A 16,791-nucleotide genomic window follows, 5' to 3' on the forward strand; every position below is an offset into this window, starting at 1 on the left:
CATTGATCAACGCACCTTCGCTGGCCAACTCAAACCTCCTTGACCTCGGGGAAGACCTCGACGCACTCGTGCGTGGGGGGTGCCGCACGGTCCATGTCGATGTCATGGACGGGCACTACGTACCGAACCTGTGCTTCCCCGTCTCCGCCGTCGCCGCGATCAAGGACAGATATCCGGACCTGGTCGTCGACGCTCACCTCATGGTGGACACCGTCGAGGACTACATCGAGCCGCTGCGCGTCGCGGGCTGCGACGCGATGAGCTTCCCCATCGACGCCACGCGGTTCGTCCGCAGGACGCTGTCCACGATCCAGGCCGCGGGCATGCGCGCCGGGGTAGCGATCAACCCGTCGCAGGACGTCGCCGTCGTCGAGCCGGTGCTGCGCTACGCCGACTACGTCGTCCTCATGTCCGTCGAACCGGGCTTTGCGGGCCAGACGTTCCTCGACGGGTCACTCGACCGACTCGACACGCTCGCCAGCCTCCGTGAAGCGACGGGGTCCTCCGCCCTCATCCAGATCGACGGCGGCGTCACCTATGACGTGGCGGAGGAGGGCGCGCGGCGCGGAGCCGAGATCTTCGTCACCGGAGTCTTCACCGTCTACGACCCCGAGCTCAGCCGTGAGCGTGGGATGGCGGAGTTCGACTCCAGGATGGCTCGTGCCGGCTATCCCGCCAGTTCGGAGCACCTCGCGGCGTTGCGTCGGACGACGGACTAGCGTCGCGCACCTCCGCCCCCTGCGGCGCCGGTCAGACGCGCGGTCGGGACGCTGTACGTCGACGGCGGCGCACCTCAGGTGCGCCGCCGTCGGCACTCTCGCGGGAGTAATCGCTACCGGCAACCGGTCCGATTACTCCGCGCGCTTGGGGCGGGCGCGGACGTGCGCCTGCTGCCCCTGGGGGCCGAAGAGCGCGAGGAACTCGACCGGCTCGGTGTCGGCGTGGCCGATCCAGTGCGGCAGGCGGGTGTTGAACTCGACGGCCTCGCCGGCGTCGAGGACGAGCTCGCGGTCGCCGAGCACCATCCGCAGCCGCCCGCTGAGGACGTAGAGCCACTCGTACCCCTCGTGCGAGCGCGGCGACGGCTCGGGCGGGGAGTCGGTGGCGTGGAGGATGTACTTGTACGCACGCAGGCCGCCTCCGGCGCGCTCCGTGAGCGGGATGACGGTGCGGTCGCCGTGGCGCTCGGGGCGCAGGTGCACGCGCGGGTCTCCCGTGGGCGGGGCGTCGACGAGCTCGTCGATCGGCACGGCGTACGTGCGGGCGAGGGGGAGCAGCAGCTCGAGCGTGGGGCGCCGCCCGCCCGACTCCAGGCGCGACAGGGTGCTCACCGAGATGCCCGTCGCCGTGGAGAGCTCGGACAGCGTGAGCTCGCGGTCGGTCCGCAGGGCGCGCAGCCGCGGGCCGACGCCCGCGAGCATGGCGTCCGCATCACTTCCGGCGGATGCGCTCTCGTCGTCGGTCATGGCTCCTAGTTTGCCATAGTGGCAAAGGCGGTTGCTGCTGCGGCTCGTCCCGGCGCACACTCGGGGCAGCCGGGCGCGGTGCCCGGCGGCAGGGTGAGGCAGAGGAGACGGGCCATGAGCGGAGCGCACGCACTGGACGGAAGCAGGACCTACGACGTCGTCGTCATCGGCGGAGGTGTCGCCGGGCTGAGCGGGGCGCTCACCCTCGCGCGGGCCCGGCGCTCCGTCCTCGTCATCGACTCCGGCGAGGCGCGCAACGCGCCGTCGGCCGGGGTGCACAACTACCTCGGGCGTGAGGGCACGCCGCCCGGCGAGCTCGACGGCATCGGCCGCGAGGAGGTCGCGCGCTACGGCGGGCGCATCGTCCCCGGGGCCGTCACCGCGGCGACGCGCGACGACGACGGGCTGTTCGCCGTCACCACCGCCGACGGCGGGTCCGTCCGCGCGCGCCGGCTGCTCGTGACGACCGGCGTCGTCGACGAGCTCCCGGACGTGGCCGGGCTGGCCGAGCTCTGGGGCCGCAGCGTGCTCCACTGCCCGTACTGCCACGGGTGGGAGGTGCGCGACCGCGCCGTCGGGATCGTCGCGACGGACATCGGCATGGCCATGCACCAGGCGCTGCTGTGGCGGCAGTGGACCGACGACCTCGTCCTCTTCCAGCACACCGCGCAGGAGCCGACGGCGGAGCAGCGGGCCCAGCTCGACGCGCGCGGGATCCGGCTCGTCGTCGGTGAGGTCGCGGGGGTCGAGGCGGCCGACGGCGCCGGCGTCATCGACGGCGACGAGGCCGACGGCGGGCGGCACCTCACGGGGGTGCGCCTCGCGAGCGGCGAGGTGGTCGAGCGGCACGCGGTCGCCGTCGCGACGACGCTCCACGCCCGCGCCGACTTCCTTGGCACGCTCGGCCTCGAGCCGGCCGAGCTGCGCTTCGACGACGTCGTCATCGGCGAGGCCGTGCCGGCGCTCAACCCGATGGGCGCGACGGCGGTGCCCGGCGTCTACGTCGCCGGGAACGTCACGAACCCCATGGCGCAGGTCATCGTCTCCGCGGCCGCCGGGATGATGGCGGGGGCGGTCATCAACGGCGAGCTCGCCACCGAGGACACCGAGCGCGCCGTCGCGACTCGCGCGGCAGGCGCCGTCGTCCGCTGAGCGCCGCTGCCTAGACCCGGCTCGCGTCGTCGGAGCCGCCGCACGCGCACGCGCACCCGGCGTCGTCGGCGCCAGCGGCGTCAGTGCTCGACGCGAGCAGGGCGACCGGGGAAGCGCAGCAGTCGTCGCCGCGCCAGGCCTCCAGGCCCTCCTTGACCGCGACGGCGGCGATGATGAGCGCCGCGAGCGGGTCGGCCCAGGTCCATCCGAGGGTGGAGTTGAGGACCAGGCCGACGAGGAGCACGGCGGAGAGGTAGGTGCACAGGAGCGTCTGCTTGGAGTCCGCCACGGCCGAGGCGGAGCCGAGCTCGCGGCCGGTGCGCCGCTCGAACCACGACAGGAACGGCATGACCGCGAGGCTCACCGCGGCGAGCGTGATCCCGACGGTGGAGTGCTCGGGCGCGGCGTCGGTGAGGAGCGACCGGACGGCGTCGAGGCTGACGAAGACGGCCAGGCCGAAGAAGGAGACGGCGATGAGTCGCATCGCCGTGCGCTCGCGCCGCTCGGGATCCGCTGCCGAGAACTGCCACGCCACCGCGGCGGCGGAGAGCACCTCGACGAGGGAGTCGAGTCCGAACCCGACGAGCGCCGCTGACGAGGCGATCCGGCCGGCCGTGATGGCGACGACGGCCTCGACGACGTTGTAGGTGATCGTCGCGGCGACGATCCACCGGATGCGTCGCGCGAGGACGGCGCGGCGGGCGCTGGTCAGCACGCCGGAACCGGGGGTGGTGGCGAGGCTCATGAGCAGGCGCACCCCTCCGGGCCGCAGCACGACGCGTCGACGGCGACGGCAAGGTCGAGGAGGCCGTCCAGCGCCGGCGCGAGCGCGTCCCCGGCGAGGCGGTACCAGGTGCGGCGGCCGTCCGGGACGGAGTCGACGAGGCCGCACCCGCGCAGGCAGGCGAGCTGGTTCGACATCACCTGCCGGGACACGCCGAGCGCCTCCGCGAGGTCCGACGGGCACGCCGGCGCCGCGCGCAGCTCGAGCAGGATGCGGGTCCGCGTCTGGTCCGACAGGGCGTACCCGAGGCGCGCGAGCGCGGTGGCGTGGGCGAGGGTGACCGTGCTCATGGCGACGACAGTACACGGGTCCGTGTACTGATGGCGGCGCGCCGAGACGATCGCGTCCGGGCCGCACGATGGCGGCCGGCTCGCACGTGGCCCCCGAGCAGTGGAGGTGCTCAGGCGAAACGGCGGCGCCCTCCCGGTGCTGGCGGGGACGCTGGGGGCGTCCGCGCGGGCACGGGGAGGGCGCTCGTCGGTGCTGGCTGCTGGCCGGTCCCGGTGGTGGGGCCGGAGCGAGGTCAGTGGTCGTGGGTCTCGCCCTCGTGGTCGTGGCCCTGGTCCTCGCCCTCGTGGTCGTGGTCCTCGCCCTCCTCCTCGTGGGCGTCCTCGGTGCCCGGGGCGCCGGCCTCGATGGCGGGCGGCGGGGAGCCGGTGACGGACGTGATCTCGTCCGGCGTGTGCGGCAGGTCGTAGCTGCGCATGACCTCGCCGGTGGAGAGGCTGACGGCGTGGAGCTGGTTCGTCGCCGGCTCGGTGACGTAGGCGATCGAGTCCGCCACGTGGAGGGCGGGGCGGGGCTGCTGCCACTCGAGCGGCTCCTCCCAGGGCGCGACGATGAGCGCGCGGGCGAGCTCCTCACCGGTGTCGGGGTTGATGACCCGCAGCGTGCCGTCCGTGGCGAGGACGAACGCCTCGCCCTGGGGGCCGCGGGCGAGGGAGCGGAAGCTGTAGCTCGCGCCGAGGTCGACGAGCCGGAGCGTGCCGGTCGCGGTGTCGATGAGGGCGATGCGCTCCGGGCGCTCGAGGTCCGCCTCCGGGTCGGTCTTGTAGTCCCCGAGGACGACGGCGGAGGTCTCGTGGCCGACGAGGTTGCCCGAGCGGGCGTAGGCGTCCTCGACCGGCACCTTGGAGAACGCGCCGCCGGAGAGCAGGAGCGGGCCGTTCTCGCAGCCGACGACGACGGCCTCACCGGCGGCGACCGCCTCGCCGTGCAGGCCGGGGCAGTCGTCCGAGCCGGTGATCTCGTTGCCGTCGGCGTCGAGGACGACGGCGCCGTAGCGGCCGTCGTCGTCGCCCGCGCTCGAGAAGAGCGTGCCGTCGCTCAGCGCGACGGCGACGCCGTGGTGGGCTGCGTCCGGGGCCGTCCACGTGTCGACGTGCGGCTCGCCGTCGGCGAGCTCGGTCGGGTCGAGGACCTGCACCTCGCCCGTGCCGTCCGCGAACAGAGCCGTCCGGCCGGCGTGGACGACGACGTGCCCGGCCTCCTCGGCCGGGAGGACGAGGTCGGTCAGGCGCGGGTCGCCCGCACGGTAGTGCGCGTGGTCGCCGTGCGCCTCGGCGAGGAGGGCGCCGTCGTAGGCGTGGAACCCCTCGGCGGTGGTGATGAGGACGTGCCGCCCGTCGCCCGCGGCGTTGACCCGCAGGTACCCGGGGAGCTCGACGTCGTCGAGGATCTCGCCCGAGCCGGTGTCGAGGGTCATGATGCCGCCGTCGTAGGTCATGACGATGCGGGGGTCGAGGGTGGCGACCTCGACGAGCGCGGCGCCGTCGTCGTCCCCGGTGGCCGTGGTGGCCTCGGCGGTGGGCGTCGCGGTGGACGCGGCCGGGGTGGTTCCCGCGCCGGAGCATCCGGCCAGGGTGGCCGCGAGGGTAACGGCCGCGAGGGCCGGGAGAGGGGTGGGTCTACGCATGGTCGGGAGTCTCGCTCATCTATCTCGGTGACGGATCTCGGTGCCTCCGATGCGGACTCGTCAGCCCCGAGAGGGCTCGCTGGGTCTGCAGAGGCAGTTCAGGCGCCGCGCCGGGATCGCCGGGCGGCATGATCATGAGACTAGATAGTGAGAACCATTATCGTCAAGCCCGTACGTCCGCCTCGCCGCCTCGCGCCCTTCCGCCTCACCCCCTCGTCAGGGCGGAGTTGTGTCGTGGTGCCTTAACGCCTGCGAAACACCCACCACAACCAGGCGAAACGCCGCCTCAATACGTTGCGGGGGAAGCGGAAACCATCCCTTGGCCGCATCGCGCGCTCAGCCGCTTCAGCGGGCGCGCCGTGCTGGAGAAACCCATGACCCTGGACCCTCGGCAACGCCCGCGCCGGCGCAGACTCGGCGCGAGCGTCGCCGTCACCGCGCTCGCCACGACCGCCATCGCGGCCGGTGCCACGACACCCGCGCTGGCCTACAACACCGTCAGCGTCGCCGGCGGTGACGCCTGGAACGTCCACGACGCGGCGAGCCCGGGCATCGACACCGGCAGCGTCATGGACACCGACGGCCGGGCCCTCATGGGCTACGGCGGCCTGCGCGTCGACGTCGCGGGCGGTGACAGCCCGCTCAACGGGATCCTCCTGCGGGGCTTCGAGCTGACCTTCGACGGGCTCGACACGTTCACGACGGAGCAGGGTGTCTCCGTCGACGGCGTCGTGGTCCAGCGCGAGCTCCACGTCGACCGGGGGACCAGCACGGGCCGCTTCTTCGACTCCTTCACCAACTCGACCGGCTCCCCGGTGAGCGTCTCGGTCGCCTTCGGCGGCCAGCTCGGCTACGACACGGGGACGAACCAGAGCGCGATCGCCGGCACGTCCAGCGGCGACCTCGCCATCAGCGACGACGACGGCTGGGTCTCCTGGTACTCCCCGACGGACGGCGCCGGCTCGGCCAGCCAGAACGGCCCCTCGGCGACGACGGTCGGCACCCCGGGCTACGGCGGCTCCCTCGAGCGGATGGGCACCTTCCTGCGCGACCCGTTCATCAACGACCTCCCCGCGAGCGGTGACGACGCCAACCACCCGGCGTTCGTCAACACCCTGACGATCGACCCGGGCGAGACGCTCTCACTGGCGACGTTCGTCGTCACCGGCCTCTCGGAGACGACGGAGATCACCGACGGCGCGACCATCCCCCCGGCGGGGAGCCAGGTCGCCGCCGTCCAGGAGCGCGCCGCGGCGCTGACGGAGGCGCCCGACTTCAGCGACCTCACGAGCGCCGAGGTCTGCTCGCTGGCCAACTACGACCTCACCGCGCTCGCGGTCGACTGCACCGCACCGGCGGGCGGGATCCAGGACGACGTCCCGGTCGCCTCCCCGGTGACGCTGCGGACCAGCGTGGCGTACGACGTCGTCGGCAAGACGATCACGGACCTGCGCCGCGACATGGACGCCGGCACGACGAGCGCCGAGCAGATCACCCAGGCCTACCTCGACCGCATCGCGGCCTACGACCGCGGGCCCTTCGGGCTGCACTCCGTCATCACCGTCGCCCCGACCGCCCTCGCGCAGGCCCGGGCCGCGGACGCCGCGCGCGCCGCCGGCGACGACCGGCCGCTGCTCGGCATCCCGATCCTCGTCAAGGACATCGTCGACACGATCGACATGCCCACCACCGGCGGCTCGCTCGTCTTCGACGGCTACCAGCCCACCGCGGACTCGTGGCAGGTGGCGAAGCTGCGCGAGGCCGGCGCGATCATCCTCGGCAAGGCCAACCTCGCCGAGTTCGCCAACGACGGGCACTTCAGCCCCAGCGCGTACGGCCAGGTGTGGAACGCGTTCGACCCGTCGCGCAGCTCGATCGGGTCGAGCGGCGGGTCCGCTGTCGCCGTCGCGTCGAGCTTCGCCGCCGCCGCGATCGGCACGCAGACCGGTGACTCGCTGTGGGGCCCGGCCGGGGCGGCGAGCCTGTTCTCGCTGCGCGGCACGGACGGCATGCAGAGCAGCGCCGGCACGATGCCGCTCACGCTCATCCAGGACTACGTCGGGTTCATCACCCAGTCCACGGACGACCTCGCCCTCCTCCTCGAGGCGACCGCCGTCGACAACCCCGACGACGTCCTCGACGACGTCGCCAACGGGCACCGTCCGGACGACTGGATGGAGTACCTGTCCGAGGACGCCCTCGAGGGCAAGGTCATCGGCATCCCCGAGGGGGCGTTCATCGACCCGTTCGGCACGCCCGAGACGAGCGAGGCGCTCCAGGCCCGGTTCGCGCAGTTCGAGGCGGCCGGCGCGACGCTCGTCGAGATGCCGGCGGCCCCGTCCGCACCCGGCACGCGGCCCGGCGGTGACCTCGGCTACGAGGGCTGGGCGCAGTGGATCGACGCCCACCCGGACAACCCGTACACGCTCGCCGAGCAGATCACGCGCAGCCCGCTGCGGATCCCGACGCGCGTCAACACCACGCCCTACACCGGCACCGGCCGGATGAGCGACGCCGAGCAGCGCGCGTTCGAGCAGTGGCGCGCCGGCTGGCGCACCGCCCTGGGGGAGTGGATGGACACGAGCGGAGTGGACGCCGTGCTCTACGCGACCGAGCTGAGCGACATCCACCTCAACGACTCCGTCATCCCGAGCTTCGGGCGGATCGACCCGCAGTCCTCGGGCGCCGGTGTGCCCACCGTCGTCTTCCCCGCGGGCGTCAACGTCCACGGCAACCCGGTGGGCTTCCAGCTCCAGGGCAAGGAGTTCCAGGACGCCGAGCTCCTCGGGTTCGCGTATGCCTTCGACGCCGTCGAGGCCGGCCGGGTCCTCCCGTCCATCTCCCCGGCGCTCGCCTACGCCCCGGCCGCGCCCGCGCAGGTGGTCGCGCCGCTCCCGGCGCTGGCGCAGGCGCAGCCCGTCGTGCCGTGGGAGCCGGAGCCCCCGACGGAGGAGCCGACCGAGCCCCCGGTCGAGGAGCCGACGGAGCCGCCGGTCGAGGAGCCCACGGAGCCCCCGACCGAGGTGCCCACGGAGACCCCGACCGATGTTCCCACGGAGACCCCGACCGGCCCGGCGCCCGGCCAGGGTGACGGCGACGACGACGGCGGCGCGCTGCCGGGCGACGGCGGCCCGGTCTCGGGTGGCCCGGGCACGCTGCCGAGCACCGGCGTCGACGGGATCGTCATGCTCTGGGCGGCGCTCGCCGCAGCAGGGACCGGCGCCGCGCTGCTCGCCGGGACCGGCGTGAGGAAGCGGAAGTCCATCCTCAGCGAGGTGTAGCCGGACCGGCGGAGGCGGCGCCCGTGATCACGGGCGCCGCCTTCGTCGTGGGCCGTCAGGCGGGGCCGAACCAGTCCTCCGCCGCCTCGCGCAGGGCCGCGTCGGCCTCGCGCGGGTAGGGGAAGCACGCGTTGTGCGCGCCCGGGAGGACGACGGCGCGGGCTCCCGCGAGCTCGGCGAGGTGGCGCGACCACGCCGCGGGAGCAAAGCCGTCCCGCCAGCCGGTGGTGACGAGCGTCGGGATCCCGAGCGCGCGCAGCTCGGGGGCGGCGTCCTCGGGGCGGTCGGCCATCGCGTCGAGCAGCAAGCGGAGGAGCGGCACGCCGCCACTGCTCACGTACGACGGGACCGCGGCCGGGAGCTCGCCCCCTGCCTCGCGCGGGAGCGTCGTGAGCGCGCGGGCCACGAGGGAAGGGACGGTCCGCGAGGAGGGGACGAAGGTCGGCCCGGCGAGGACGACGCCGGCCAGCCGCTCCGGTGCGAGCAGCGCCGCCCGGAGCACGCCCTGGGCGCCGGTCGAGTGGCCGAGGAGGATGACGTCGCGCTTGCCGCTCGCCTCGAGCCAGCGGACGATCCCGGCAGCGAGGCCGTGGACCGTCGGCTCGCAGGCGCGCGCCCGGCCGCGGTGCCAGCCCGGGAGGTCGAGCACGGTCGCGCGGGTCCACGCCGAGGCGGCGCGAGCCCACGGCGCGATGTAACCCGGGGCGCCGAGGCCCGGCACGAAGACGACCTCGGGGAGGCCGCGGACCTCGCCGGCGCTGAGCGAGCGGACCGGACGGCCGTCGACGACCGTCGTCGTCCGCGCGAGGGCGTAGTCGCCGTGGAGCTCCTGCCACCGCGCGCGCCACGGCTGGGGGTGACGCTCGGTTGTGGGCATGGCGCACGAGCGTATAGGCCGGGGGGCGGGGATGCCGCGCCAGGCCCGGCGGTCCAGGAGTGCGTTGGGGTGTGGCGCCGCCAGGTGGGACGGCGTCGGCCCCCTGGGCTGCGTGATCGTGCATACGTGCAGGACAACGTCGGGCCCCGGCCCCGCTCGCGTGGAGCGGGAACCGGGGCCCGATGGTCGTGCCGTGCGCGGGGAGCGGCTCAGCGGCGCGTGGTGCTCGTGCCAGCCGCGCGGCCGTCGTCGCGGCGGGGCCAGAGGGCGATCGCGAGGCCCGCGAGGGCGCTCACGACGTGGAGCCAGTTGTCCGCCTGGTTGATGTTGAGGAGGTTGGCGTCCGGGTTGTCGGCCACGATGAAGCCGTAGATCGCCGCGGCGCCGTAGCCGATGGCAAGGAGCCAGCCATAGGTGCGGGCGCTGCTCGCCTTCGACCACATGATGACGCCGGCGAGGCCGATGACGAGGTGGACGATGTTGTGCAGCGGGTTGATCGCGAAGCCGAGGAGCGTCTGGTCGTGGTTGTGCTCGGTGAACCCGTCGAAGCCGGTGACGAAGAATCCAGCGACACCGACCAGCAGGTAGACCACACCGATGACGAGCGCGAGGTACTGGTGCGGAGCCTTGCGGTCCGTCGCCGTTGACTGAGCCATGATTTCCCTCCAGAGGTGACGAGGTGCACGTGCGATCAAGGGTTGCGCATGACCGGTTTGTCCGCACGCCGGGGTGAAGGGCAGATTCCGACGAACCCGGCGGTTCTTCGATTGTTGACTGCCCCACGAGGTGCGGACACCAGGTGGAGATCACTGTTATGTACGTGGGCGGTCGACCTGGGCCAGGAGTCGACTCGCTGACGGGCGAAGCCCGTCGTCAAGCCTCGTTCGACGGCGGCGCCCCCAACCACGCGGCGAGGTCAGCCTCCTTGGGTGGAGCCTTAAGGGAGGCGCCCATGCTCGTGAACAGCTCCGTCACGAGATCAGGACGCTCGCCTGGGACGACCTCGAACTCTCCACGTGAGGTCAGAAGGTCTGCGATCTCCAGGCGCCACGCGCCCAGCCGCCCCGGAACGTCCAGTGTGAGGCGTGCAGTCTGCCGAATTCTCGCGGCTTCGGCTGGCGTCGTGTTCAGCAGTGTGTCGAGGTGCGGGGTCCTCAGGGTGGCGCTGGCCGACGTGGCACCGATGCGCTTGAGCATCGTCGCGTGGGGCTCGATCACCGTCAGTTCGAGGAAGTCGCCGACCGGCTCACGCCCGAATGCGCGTCTGTACGAGCTATGTTCCTTCAGGTGCTTGAGCTGCGGGTCCTCGATCCGCCACTTGTCGAGCCACTCTTCCCCGACGGCGGCGCGCAGATGTTTGACGGCCTCGTTCCATCTGCCGTCCGAGGCGAAGGAGCAGGCCCAGTCATAGGCGACGACAGGGGGCCACAGCCGTGGCTCCATAGCCTGCGCGCTGTCTGCTAAGAGCTTCGCCGCTATGAGAGTTTCCTTGGCCTTACTCAAGGCAGCCTGGGCGGCGTCGGCCCGGGCGGCAGCAGCCGTCCGGATGACGGCAGGCGTTCCCGGCACACTGGCATCGGCCTTCGCCTTGGCAGCCTCCTTCGCCGTGCGGCACTCATACGCCACCAACAGATTGAGCGCCGGCGCCAGGCGGGCGCGCATCGTCCTAAGCCACGACTCATCCACCCCGGGGGCGTACGTCGCGCTGCGAACCGCCGCGTCGAGCGCGTAGATCGCCGCGACGATGTTCGCCCTTTCCGCGCCCTGCGGCCCGTCCGGGCATCGGACGTAGGCGCGGTTGACGAGGGCGGCGAAGCGCGAATATCGAGCACGCAGAATCAACGACTCCGTCGGACTCGGTTCCTCGAGCGCGACGAAGTCACCCAGGAAGCTGGCATACAAGAGAAGGTCGTGCTGGTCAGTCGACTGGCGGAACCGGTGGTGCCAGTACTCGAGCAGCACCGGCCGGTTGTCGGGGTCCTCGGCCAGGGCCCGGCCGAGGATCTCGCCGCGCTCAGGCTTGTTGTGAACCAGATCGGTCTTGGCGACGAAGTGCAGCCCGATCCCTATCCAGTTGCTGGCGCCCGCAAGGGTGGGCATCGCGTAGCGTTCCGCGAACGCCGCGACGACGACCGCCGCACACATGCGGTGCATGTCGGGCAGCACCGGCGTTGCGTCCTTTCCCACCGCGGTCGTCTTTCCAGAGGAATCTGCCAGCGGCACGCGCAGACCAAGCAGGTCGCGTTCGACGACGTCCGCGCGCACCACCCGGCCGTGCTGTGAGACGGAGACCGCGTGCACGTCATCCGACTCGACCTGGATGCGAACCACCCATGGGGTGCGGGGGACGAGGAGCTCGAGGACTTTGTAGACCGCCTTGGCGACGCGGCCCTCGGGCGTCGTCGACAGCCCGGCCATGGCGAGGCCTGTGTCCCCGGCCGGAGCCGGCGTCTCAAGGCCCTTGAGGTCGCCGAGCGTCAGCTCACGGATGAGCGCGGCGACGTGCCCCGACGCGTTGTGGTCGTCCTTCCCGGAGTTGTCGGTGACCCGGACAGACAGGCGGAGCGACTGGCTCATGGCCCACGCCGTCAGCACCGCTCCTACGGCGAGGGTCAGCGCGATGGCCCCGAGCACGTGCTCGTGCTGAGGGAGGACGATCGGTGCCAGGGTCCCCATGGCGAGCACCGCCACGCCGAGTGCCATGCGCACGAGCCGGTCACCTTCACTGACCGCTACCGCCTTCCGGCCGGGGCCGCCCGGGCCGCTGCCGCGCCGCCCGCCGGTGGTGACCCACGTCGTGAGCCACCCGACCGGCCACGTCAGCAGCAGGGAGACGACAACGCCGACGGCGAAGATCGCCAGGGCGCCGACCGCCGTGTCCACAAGCGGGGCGAGGTGCTTCTTCGACAGTGCCTCCCACGACGTCTCCACCTCCTCGCTCCATGTCGGCGACGCCTCGGCGGCGAGCGAGCCCCGGTCGCAGGACCTCGCCGCCGCCCGCAGCACGTCCTCGAGCGTCGGCGCCGGCGGCGTCGCGGGAAGCGCGGGCGCCGAGCACCTCAGCGCCGCCGGTAGCCGGGTTGGCTCCCGATCGAGATCGACGCCGGGAAGGAGCAGAGCGAGCTCCGCCCTCGCCCGCTCGAGCGGACTCGGGGACCCCGTCGCGTCGGAGGACGGCTCCTCGGTTGCGGTCGTCCCTCGCGAAGGACTCGCAGGAGCGGCCGACGGCGAGGGCTCGTCGAGCGTCGCGGCTGCGTCCGCGGCTCGCGCGAGCTGCTTCCCCAGCGCCGTCCGGCGGAGCGCCTCGTTGCGCTCAGCGTGACAGCTCGCCCCCGCCCTGTCCGGGCGCAGGAGGTCCTCCACGCCGTCCGTCCCGACGCCACGGAGGTCGTCGATGAGGGTGAGCGCCTCCGCCGGTTGTCCCTGGGCGTTGAGGGCGGCCGCACGCGCGCAGACGTCGTCGACCGTGGAGATCGGGGAGACGGTGGCGACCGAGGCGAGCCCGGCCGGCGCCCGCGCCCCCGGCCCGGCGTGAGCGGCAGACGCCGCACCGGCGAGGACGGCGAGGGCGAGAGCGCCCACCCATGCCGCGCGCGACCGACGTCGGACGGGGCGGTCAGCACGGTCCATGACGGCTCCTCGTTGAGCAACGCACGACCTTTTCGGCGAGCGTAGTACGAGCGAGGGGCGCGCGGAATGCGCCCGGAGGTAGACGGCCCTTTCGGGAATGCTGTTCGATGACGCAGGGCATCCGCACCGACATCGCACCCAGCGGCGCGGGGCGGGCGGGCACAACCTGGTGCCGCCCGGCTGGAGTGCCCGAGGAGGATCCGTGCCGACGCAAGCAGGCCGACGGCGTCTGACCGTCCTCATCGTCAGCAACCTCCTCGGCGGGGTTGGGATCGCCTCCGGTGCCGCGGTGGGTGCGCTGCTCGTCGAGGAGCACGGCGGCACCGCGATCGCGGGCGTGGGCCAGGCCGCGAGCGTCCTCGGTGCGGCGATAGCGGCGATCCCGCTCGCCACGATGGCCGCGCGCCATGGCCGCCGTCGGTCCCTCGCGACGGGCTACGGGATCGCGCTGACGGGCGCGGTGCTCATCATCACCGCCGCGCTGCTGGGGCAGATCCTCGTCCTGCTCCTCGGGCTCGGGCTCTTCGGGGTCGCCCAGGCGGTCAACCTGCAGTCCCGGTACGCGGCCACCGAGGGGGTGCCCGTCGCGAGCCGCGCGAAGTCGATGTCGATCGTCATCTGGGCCACGACGATCGGCTCCGTCGCCGGCCCGAACCTCAGTGCCGTCGGCGCGCGGCTCGGGGAGTCGGTGGGGGTGCCAGGGCTCGCTGGGCCGTATCTCTTCTCGCTCGTGTCGTTCGCCACAGCCGGCCTCGCCGTGGCGCTGTTCTACCGGCCGGCTCAGGCCCCGGCCGTGGACGAGCTGGACGACGGCGAGGACGCCGTCGCTCCTCCGGTCGAGTCAGCCACCACCACCACGGCCGCCATCGACACGACACCGACGATGGGAGCGATCCAGGCACTGCGGTGGGCGCTCGGCCGACGCGTGCCGCGTTTCGCCGTCGTCCTCCTCGCCGGCGGCCACGCCGTCATGGTCATGGTCATGGTGATGACCCCGCTCCACCTGCAGCACAACGGGATGTCCCTCGAGGTCGTCGGGATCGTCATCAGCCTCCACGTGCTCGGGATGTTCGCCCTCAGCCCGGTGTTCGGCTGGCTCGTCGACCGCTTCGGCGCGATCCCGACGGCGACTCTCGGGGTCTTCGTGCTCGTGCTCGCCGTCGTCCTCGGGTTCGCCGCGGCCTGGACGCACGCGCACGGCTCCCTCACCGCGGTGGCGCTGACGGTGCTCGGGCTCGGCTGGTCGGCGACGACGATCTCCGCCTCCGCGCTCATCACGAGCACGTCGACGGACGCCGTGCGCGTGCCCCTGCAGGGCGTCACGGACGCCGGCATGAACTACGCCGGCGCCAGCGCCGCGGCCGTCGCCGGGCCCGTCCTCGCCGCCGGCGGCTTCCAGGCGGTCAACATCGGCGGTGCGCTCATCCTCGTGCCGGTCATCGTCCTCCTCGTCGGCCTCCTCCGGCGCCCGGAGCACCCGGCGGAACCGCCGTCCACGACGACGCCCGCGACCGCGCCTCCCGCGGCGGCCGGAGGCAGCTGAAGTCCCCGGCTCTCGTGAGGTTCACAGTGCTCGCCTTGAGCGCGAGTCCCTCAGCGGCGCGCGAGCGCCTCGGCCATCTGGGTGACGGCGCGCTCGAGGATCGGCCGCGGCGTCGCGACGTTGAAGCGGGAGAAACCGATGCCGGCCTGCCCGCACATCGCCCCGTCCGTCATCGCCACGCCCGCCTCGTCGAGGAAGAACGTGGCCGGGCTGACCCCGAGGTCGAGCTCACGGCAGTCGAGCCACGCGAGGTACGTGCCCTCGGGTGCGACGTAGCGGATCTCGGGAATCTGCCCCGCGAGGAGCACGCCGAGCGCCTTCCGGTTCGCGTCGAGGTAGCCGAGGACGTCGTCGAGCCACTGCCCGCCGGCGGTGTACGCGGCGGTGTTGGCCACGACGCCGAGGTTCGCCGCGCCGTGCTCAGCCATCATGCCGACCTTCGCCCACACGGCGGCGTCGGCGTCGTTGGACAGGACCAGCTGGGCGCACTTCATCCCGGGCAGGTTCCACGCCTTGGAGGCAGATGTGGCGGTGACCGTGTGGCCGGCGGCGGCCTCCGAGATGGACGCGTAGGGCACGTGCTGGTAGCCGGCGAAGACGAGTGGGGCGTGGATCTCGTCGGAGAAGACGCGGCCGCCGTGGCGCTCCACGACCTCGCTGATGGCAAGCATCTCCGCTCGCTCGAGCACCCGGCCCACCGGGTTGTGGGGGTTGCACAGGATGAGGAGGTTCCCGCCGGCGCGGAAGGCGGCGTCGAGGGCGTCGAGGTCGTAGACGTAGCGGCCGTCCTCGACCGCCATCGGCACCTCGATGACCTCACGGCCGAGGGCGGGCGGCATGGAGACGAACGGCATGTACGCCGGGGTCGGCAGGATGACCGCGGAGCCGGGCGTGGAGAAGTGCCGGATCGCGGCCTCGAGCCCGGCGAGGACGTCGGGCAGCGGGCGCACGCGCTCGGCCGGGACGTCCCAGCCGTAACGGGTGCGGGACCACTCGGCGTAGGCCTCGGACATCCGCGTCGCCATCGCCGTCGGCAGGTAGCCGAAGGAACCGACGTCCACGGCGCTGTGCAGGGCCTGGGTGATGGCCGGGGCGGTCCCGAAGTCCATCTCGGCGACGAAGGCGCCGATCGTTCCCGGGAACGCGGTCCATTTCACGCCTCCGACGCCGCGGAGCTCGTCGATCGTGACCTCGTCAAAGCCGGTCGCCTGAATCATGAGGTTTCCCTTCGTTTGGCCAGGCGCGCCTCGGTGCGCTTGGTGGGTGTGCTGCCGTTCTGGTCGTCGATCTCGTTGAGGTAGTTGTAGATGGTGAAGCGGGTGACCTCGAGGGACGTCGCGATCATCTCCACGGCGTCGCGCAGGAGGAACATCCCCCGCTCCTTGAGGGAGCGCACCACCGCGAGCTTGTGCTCCTTCTTCATGAGGTTGACCGGGACCGCCTGCTCGCGGATCGCCTCGTGGATGAGGGTCGCGGCCAGCTCGTCCACGTCGCGGACGAAGACCTCGCCGGCGGCGCCCGGTTCGTGCGGCTCGGCGTCGGTCGGCGCCGGGGCGCCGCCGTTGGCCCCGATCATCTGGCCGGCCACGCGCTGCAACGACTCCCACAGGGAGAGGTCCGAGTTGATGCACAGGGCGGCGAACGGCTCGCCGCCGCTGTCCCGCAGGACCATCGTCGTCGAGCGCAGGGCCCGACCGTCCGCGAGCTGCGTGCGGTAGCCGATCATGTGGCGCAGGTCGCCCGACGCGGCCTGCTCGAGGAGGAGGTCGGTCGCTGGGTCTCCCACCCGGCGGCCGGTGACGTCCCCGTGGACGGCCACGATCGAGTGGGGTAGGCACCCGAGGTCGTGCAGGACCACCTCGGAGTAGGTCGGCAGCGCCTGGCCGAGGGGTTCGACGAGGTCGACGAACAGGGCCATGAGCCGGTCCCGCTCGTCGGCCACGGCCGCCGGAGGGGTCTCGGCCACGGCCGCCGTCGGGATGTCGGCGGGGCGTGCGGTCGTCCTGGAACTCATCACGGTGTCCTCTCCGGCGCGGGGCGCGGCGTCGCACGTCGACCTTGATGTCGACGTTCTCCCTGGGATGTTGCCGCCGTGTTTCTCGCCCGTCAACAGTTGGTTGCTTCTTTCAACAGACTCTTGTGG

Annotated in this window: 13 protein-coding genes; 4 read left to right on the forward strand and 9 right to left on the reverse strand. The window is 72.7% G+C overall.

The annotated features are described in order from the left end of the window. Positions 1-2: 2 nt before the first annotated feature. On the forward strand, positions 3-719 hold the full coding sequence (locus V2J63_RS06820; protein WP_331230263.1) for a ribulose-phosphate 3-epimerase: 717 nt from the start codon (positions 3-5) through the stop codon (positions 717-719). A gap of 132 nt (positions 720-851) precedes the next feature. Here V2J63_RS06820 and V2J63_RS06825 read toward each other — a convergent pair whose 3' ends face one another. Next, positions 852-1,466 (reverse strand): helix-turn-helix domain-containing protein, encoded by a 615-nt coding sequence (locus tag V2J63_RS06825; RefSeq protein ID WP_331230264.1) that lies wholly within the window; start codon positions 1,464-1,466, stop codon positions 852-854. Positions 1,467-1,580: 114 nt separating this feature from the next. On the opposite strand from V2J63_RS06825, the gene V2J63_RS06830 reads away from it, so the two are divergent. Beyond that, positions 1,581-2,618 (forward strand): NAD(P)/FAD-dependent oxidoreductase, encoded by a 1,038-nt coding sequence (locus tag V2J63_RS06830; RefSeq protein ID WP_331230265.1) that lies wholly within the window; start codon positions 1,581-1,583, stop codon positions 2,616-2,618. 10 nt (positions 2,619-2,628) lie between these two features. Here the strand turns inward: V2J63_RS06830 and V2J63_RS06835 are convergent, their stop codons facing one another. From V2J63_RS06835 to aztD, 3 genes are all read right to left on the reverse strand, one after another. Further along, positions 2,629-3,363: a cation efflux transmembrane domain-containing protein gene (locus V2J63_RS06835; RefSeq protein WP_331230266.1), complete on the reverse strand. Its 735-nt coding sequence runs from the start codon at positions 3,361-3,363 to the stop codon at positions 2,629-2,631. Then, complete coding sequence (locus V2J63_RS06840) at positions 3,360-3,692, reverse strand: ArsR/SmtB family transcription factor (RefSeq protein WP_331230267.1); 333 nt, start codon at positions 3,690-3,692, stop codon at positions 3,360-3,362. The genes V2J63_RS06835 and V2J63_RS06840 overlap by 4 nt, the downstream gene beginning before the upstream one ends. A gap of 233 nt (positions 3,693-3,925) precedes the next feature. Further along, positions 3,926-5,317, reverse strand: coding sequence for a zinc metallochaperone AztD (aztD, locus tag V2J63_RS06845; RefSeq protein WP_331230268.1), 1,392 nt, complete (start codon positions 5,315-5,317; stop codon positions 3,926-3,928). A 374-nt stretch (positions 5,318-5,691) separates the two neighbouring features. On the opposite strand from aztD, the gene V2J63_RS06850 reads away from it, so the two are divergent. After that, complete coding sequence (locus V2J63_RS06850; protein ID WP_331230269.1) at positions 5,692-8,598, forward strand: amidase family protein; 2,907 nt, start codon at positions 5,692-5,694, stop codon at positions 8,596-8,598. A gap of 55 nt (positions 8,599-8,653) precedes the next feature. On the opposite strand, the gene V2J63_RS06855 is transcribed toward V2J63_RS06850, so the two are convergent. The 3 genes from V2J63_RS06855 to V2J63_RS06865 form a co-directional block, all read right to left on the reverse strand. Next, positions 8,654-9,475 (reverse strand): alpha/beta fold hydrolase, encoded by an 822-nt coding sequence (locus V2J63_RS06855; RefSeq protein WP_331230270.1) that lies wholly within the window; start codon positions 9,473-9,475, stop codon positions 8,654-8,656. 209 nt (positions 9,476-9,684) lie between these two features. Continuing rightward, complete coding sequence (locus V2J63_RS06860) at positions 9,685-10,131, reverse strand: DUF4383 domain-containing protein (protein WP_331230271.1); 447 nt, start codon at positions 10,129-10,131, stop codon at positions 9,685-9,687. Between the two features lie 217 nt (positions 10,132-10,348). Further along, positions 10,349-12,481 (reverse strand): hypothetical protein, encoded by a 2,133-nt coding sequence (locus V2J63_RS06865; RefSeq protein ID WP_331230272.1) that lies wholly within the window; start codon positions 12,479-12,481, stop codon positions 10,349-10,351. A gap of 826 nt (positions 12,482-13,307) precedes the next feature. Here V2J63_RS06865 and V2J63_RS06870 point away from each other — a divergent pair. After that, entirely contained in the window at positions 13,308-14,648 is a 1,341-nt protein-coding gene (locus V2J63_RS06870; protein ID WP_331230273.1) for an MFS transporter, read from the forward strand. Between the two features lie 50 nt (positions 14,649-14,698). Here the strand turns inward: V2J63_RS06870 and V2J63_RS06875 are convergent, their stop codons facing one another. Both V2J63_RS06875 and V2J63_RS06880 read right to left on the reverse strand, forming a co-directional pair. Beyond that, positions 14,699-15,865: a MalY/PatB family protein gene (locus tag V2J63_RS06875; RefSeq protein ID WP_331230274.1), complete on the reverse strand. Its 1,167-nt coding sequence runs from the start codon at positions 15,863-15,865 to the stop codon at positions 14,699-14,701. Further along, on the reverse strand, positions 15,862-16,662 hold the full coding sequence (locus V2J63_RS06880) for a helix-turn-helix transcriptional regulator (protein WP_331230275.1): 801 nt from the start codon (positions 16,660-16,662) through the stop codon (positions 15,862-15,864). Before V2J63_RS06880 ends, V2J63_RS06875 begins: the two co-directional genes overlap by 4 nt. Positions 16,663-16,791: the final 129 nt, after the last annotated feature.

Source organism: Georgenia wangjunii (assembly GCF_036421975.1).
Lineage (GTDB): Bacteria > Actinomycetota > Actinomycetes > Actinomycetales > Actinomycetaceae > Georgenia_A > Georgenia_A wangjunii.

Excerpts from the sequence above, each read along its gene's own strand:
- V2J63_RS06825 (WP_331230264.1), bottom strand. The coding sequence starts at position 1,466 with ATGACCGACGACGAGAGCGCATCCGCCGGAAGTGATGCGGACGCCATG.
- V2J63_RS06830 (WP_331230265.1), top strand. The coding sequence starts at position 1,581 with ATGAGCGGAGCGCACGCACTGGACGGAAGCAGGACCTACGACGTCGTC.
- V2J63_RS06835 (WP_331230266.1), bottom strand. The coding sequence starts at position 3,363 with ATGAGCCTCGCCACCACCCCCGGTTCCGGCGTGCTGACCAGCGCCCGC.
- V2J63_RS06840 (WP_331230267.1), bottom strand. The coding sequence starts at position 3,692 with ATGAGCACGGTCACCCTCGCCCACGCCACCGCGCTCGCGCGCCTCGGG.
- aztD (WP_331230268.1), bottom strand. The coding sequence starts at position 5,317 with ATGCGTAGACCCACCCCTCTCCCGGCCCTCGCGGCCGTTACCCTCGCG.
- V2J63_RS06850 (WP_331230269.1), top strand. The coding sequence starts at position 5,692 with ATGACCCTGGACCCTCGGCAACGCCCGCGCCGGCGCAGACTCGGCGCG.
- V2J63_RS06855 (WP_331230270.1), bottom strand. The coding sequence starts at position 9,475 with ATGCCCACAACCGAGCGTCACCCCCAGCCGTGGCGCGCGCGGTGGCAG.
- V2J63_RS06860 (WP_331230271.1), bottom strand. The coding sequence starts at position 10,131 with ATGGCTCAGTCAACGGCGACGGACCGCAAGGCTCCGCACCAGTACCTC.
- V2J63_RS06875 (WP_331230274.1), bottom strand. The coding sequence starts at position 15,865 with ATGATTCAGGCGACCGGCTTTGACGAGGTCACGATCGACGAGCTCCGC.
- V2J63_RS06880 (WP_331230275.1), bottom strand. The coding sequence starts at position 16,662 with ATGAGTTCCAGGACGACCGCACGCCCCGCCGACATCCCGACGGCGGCC.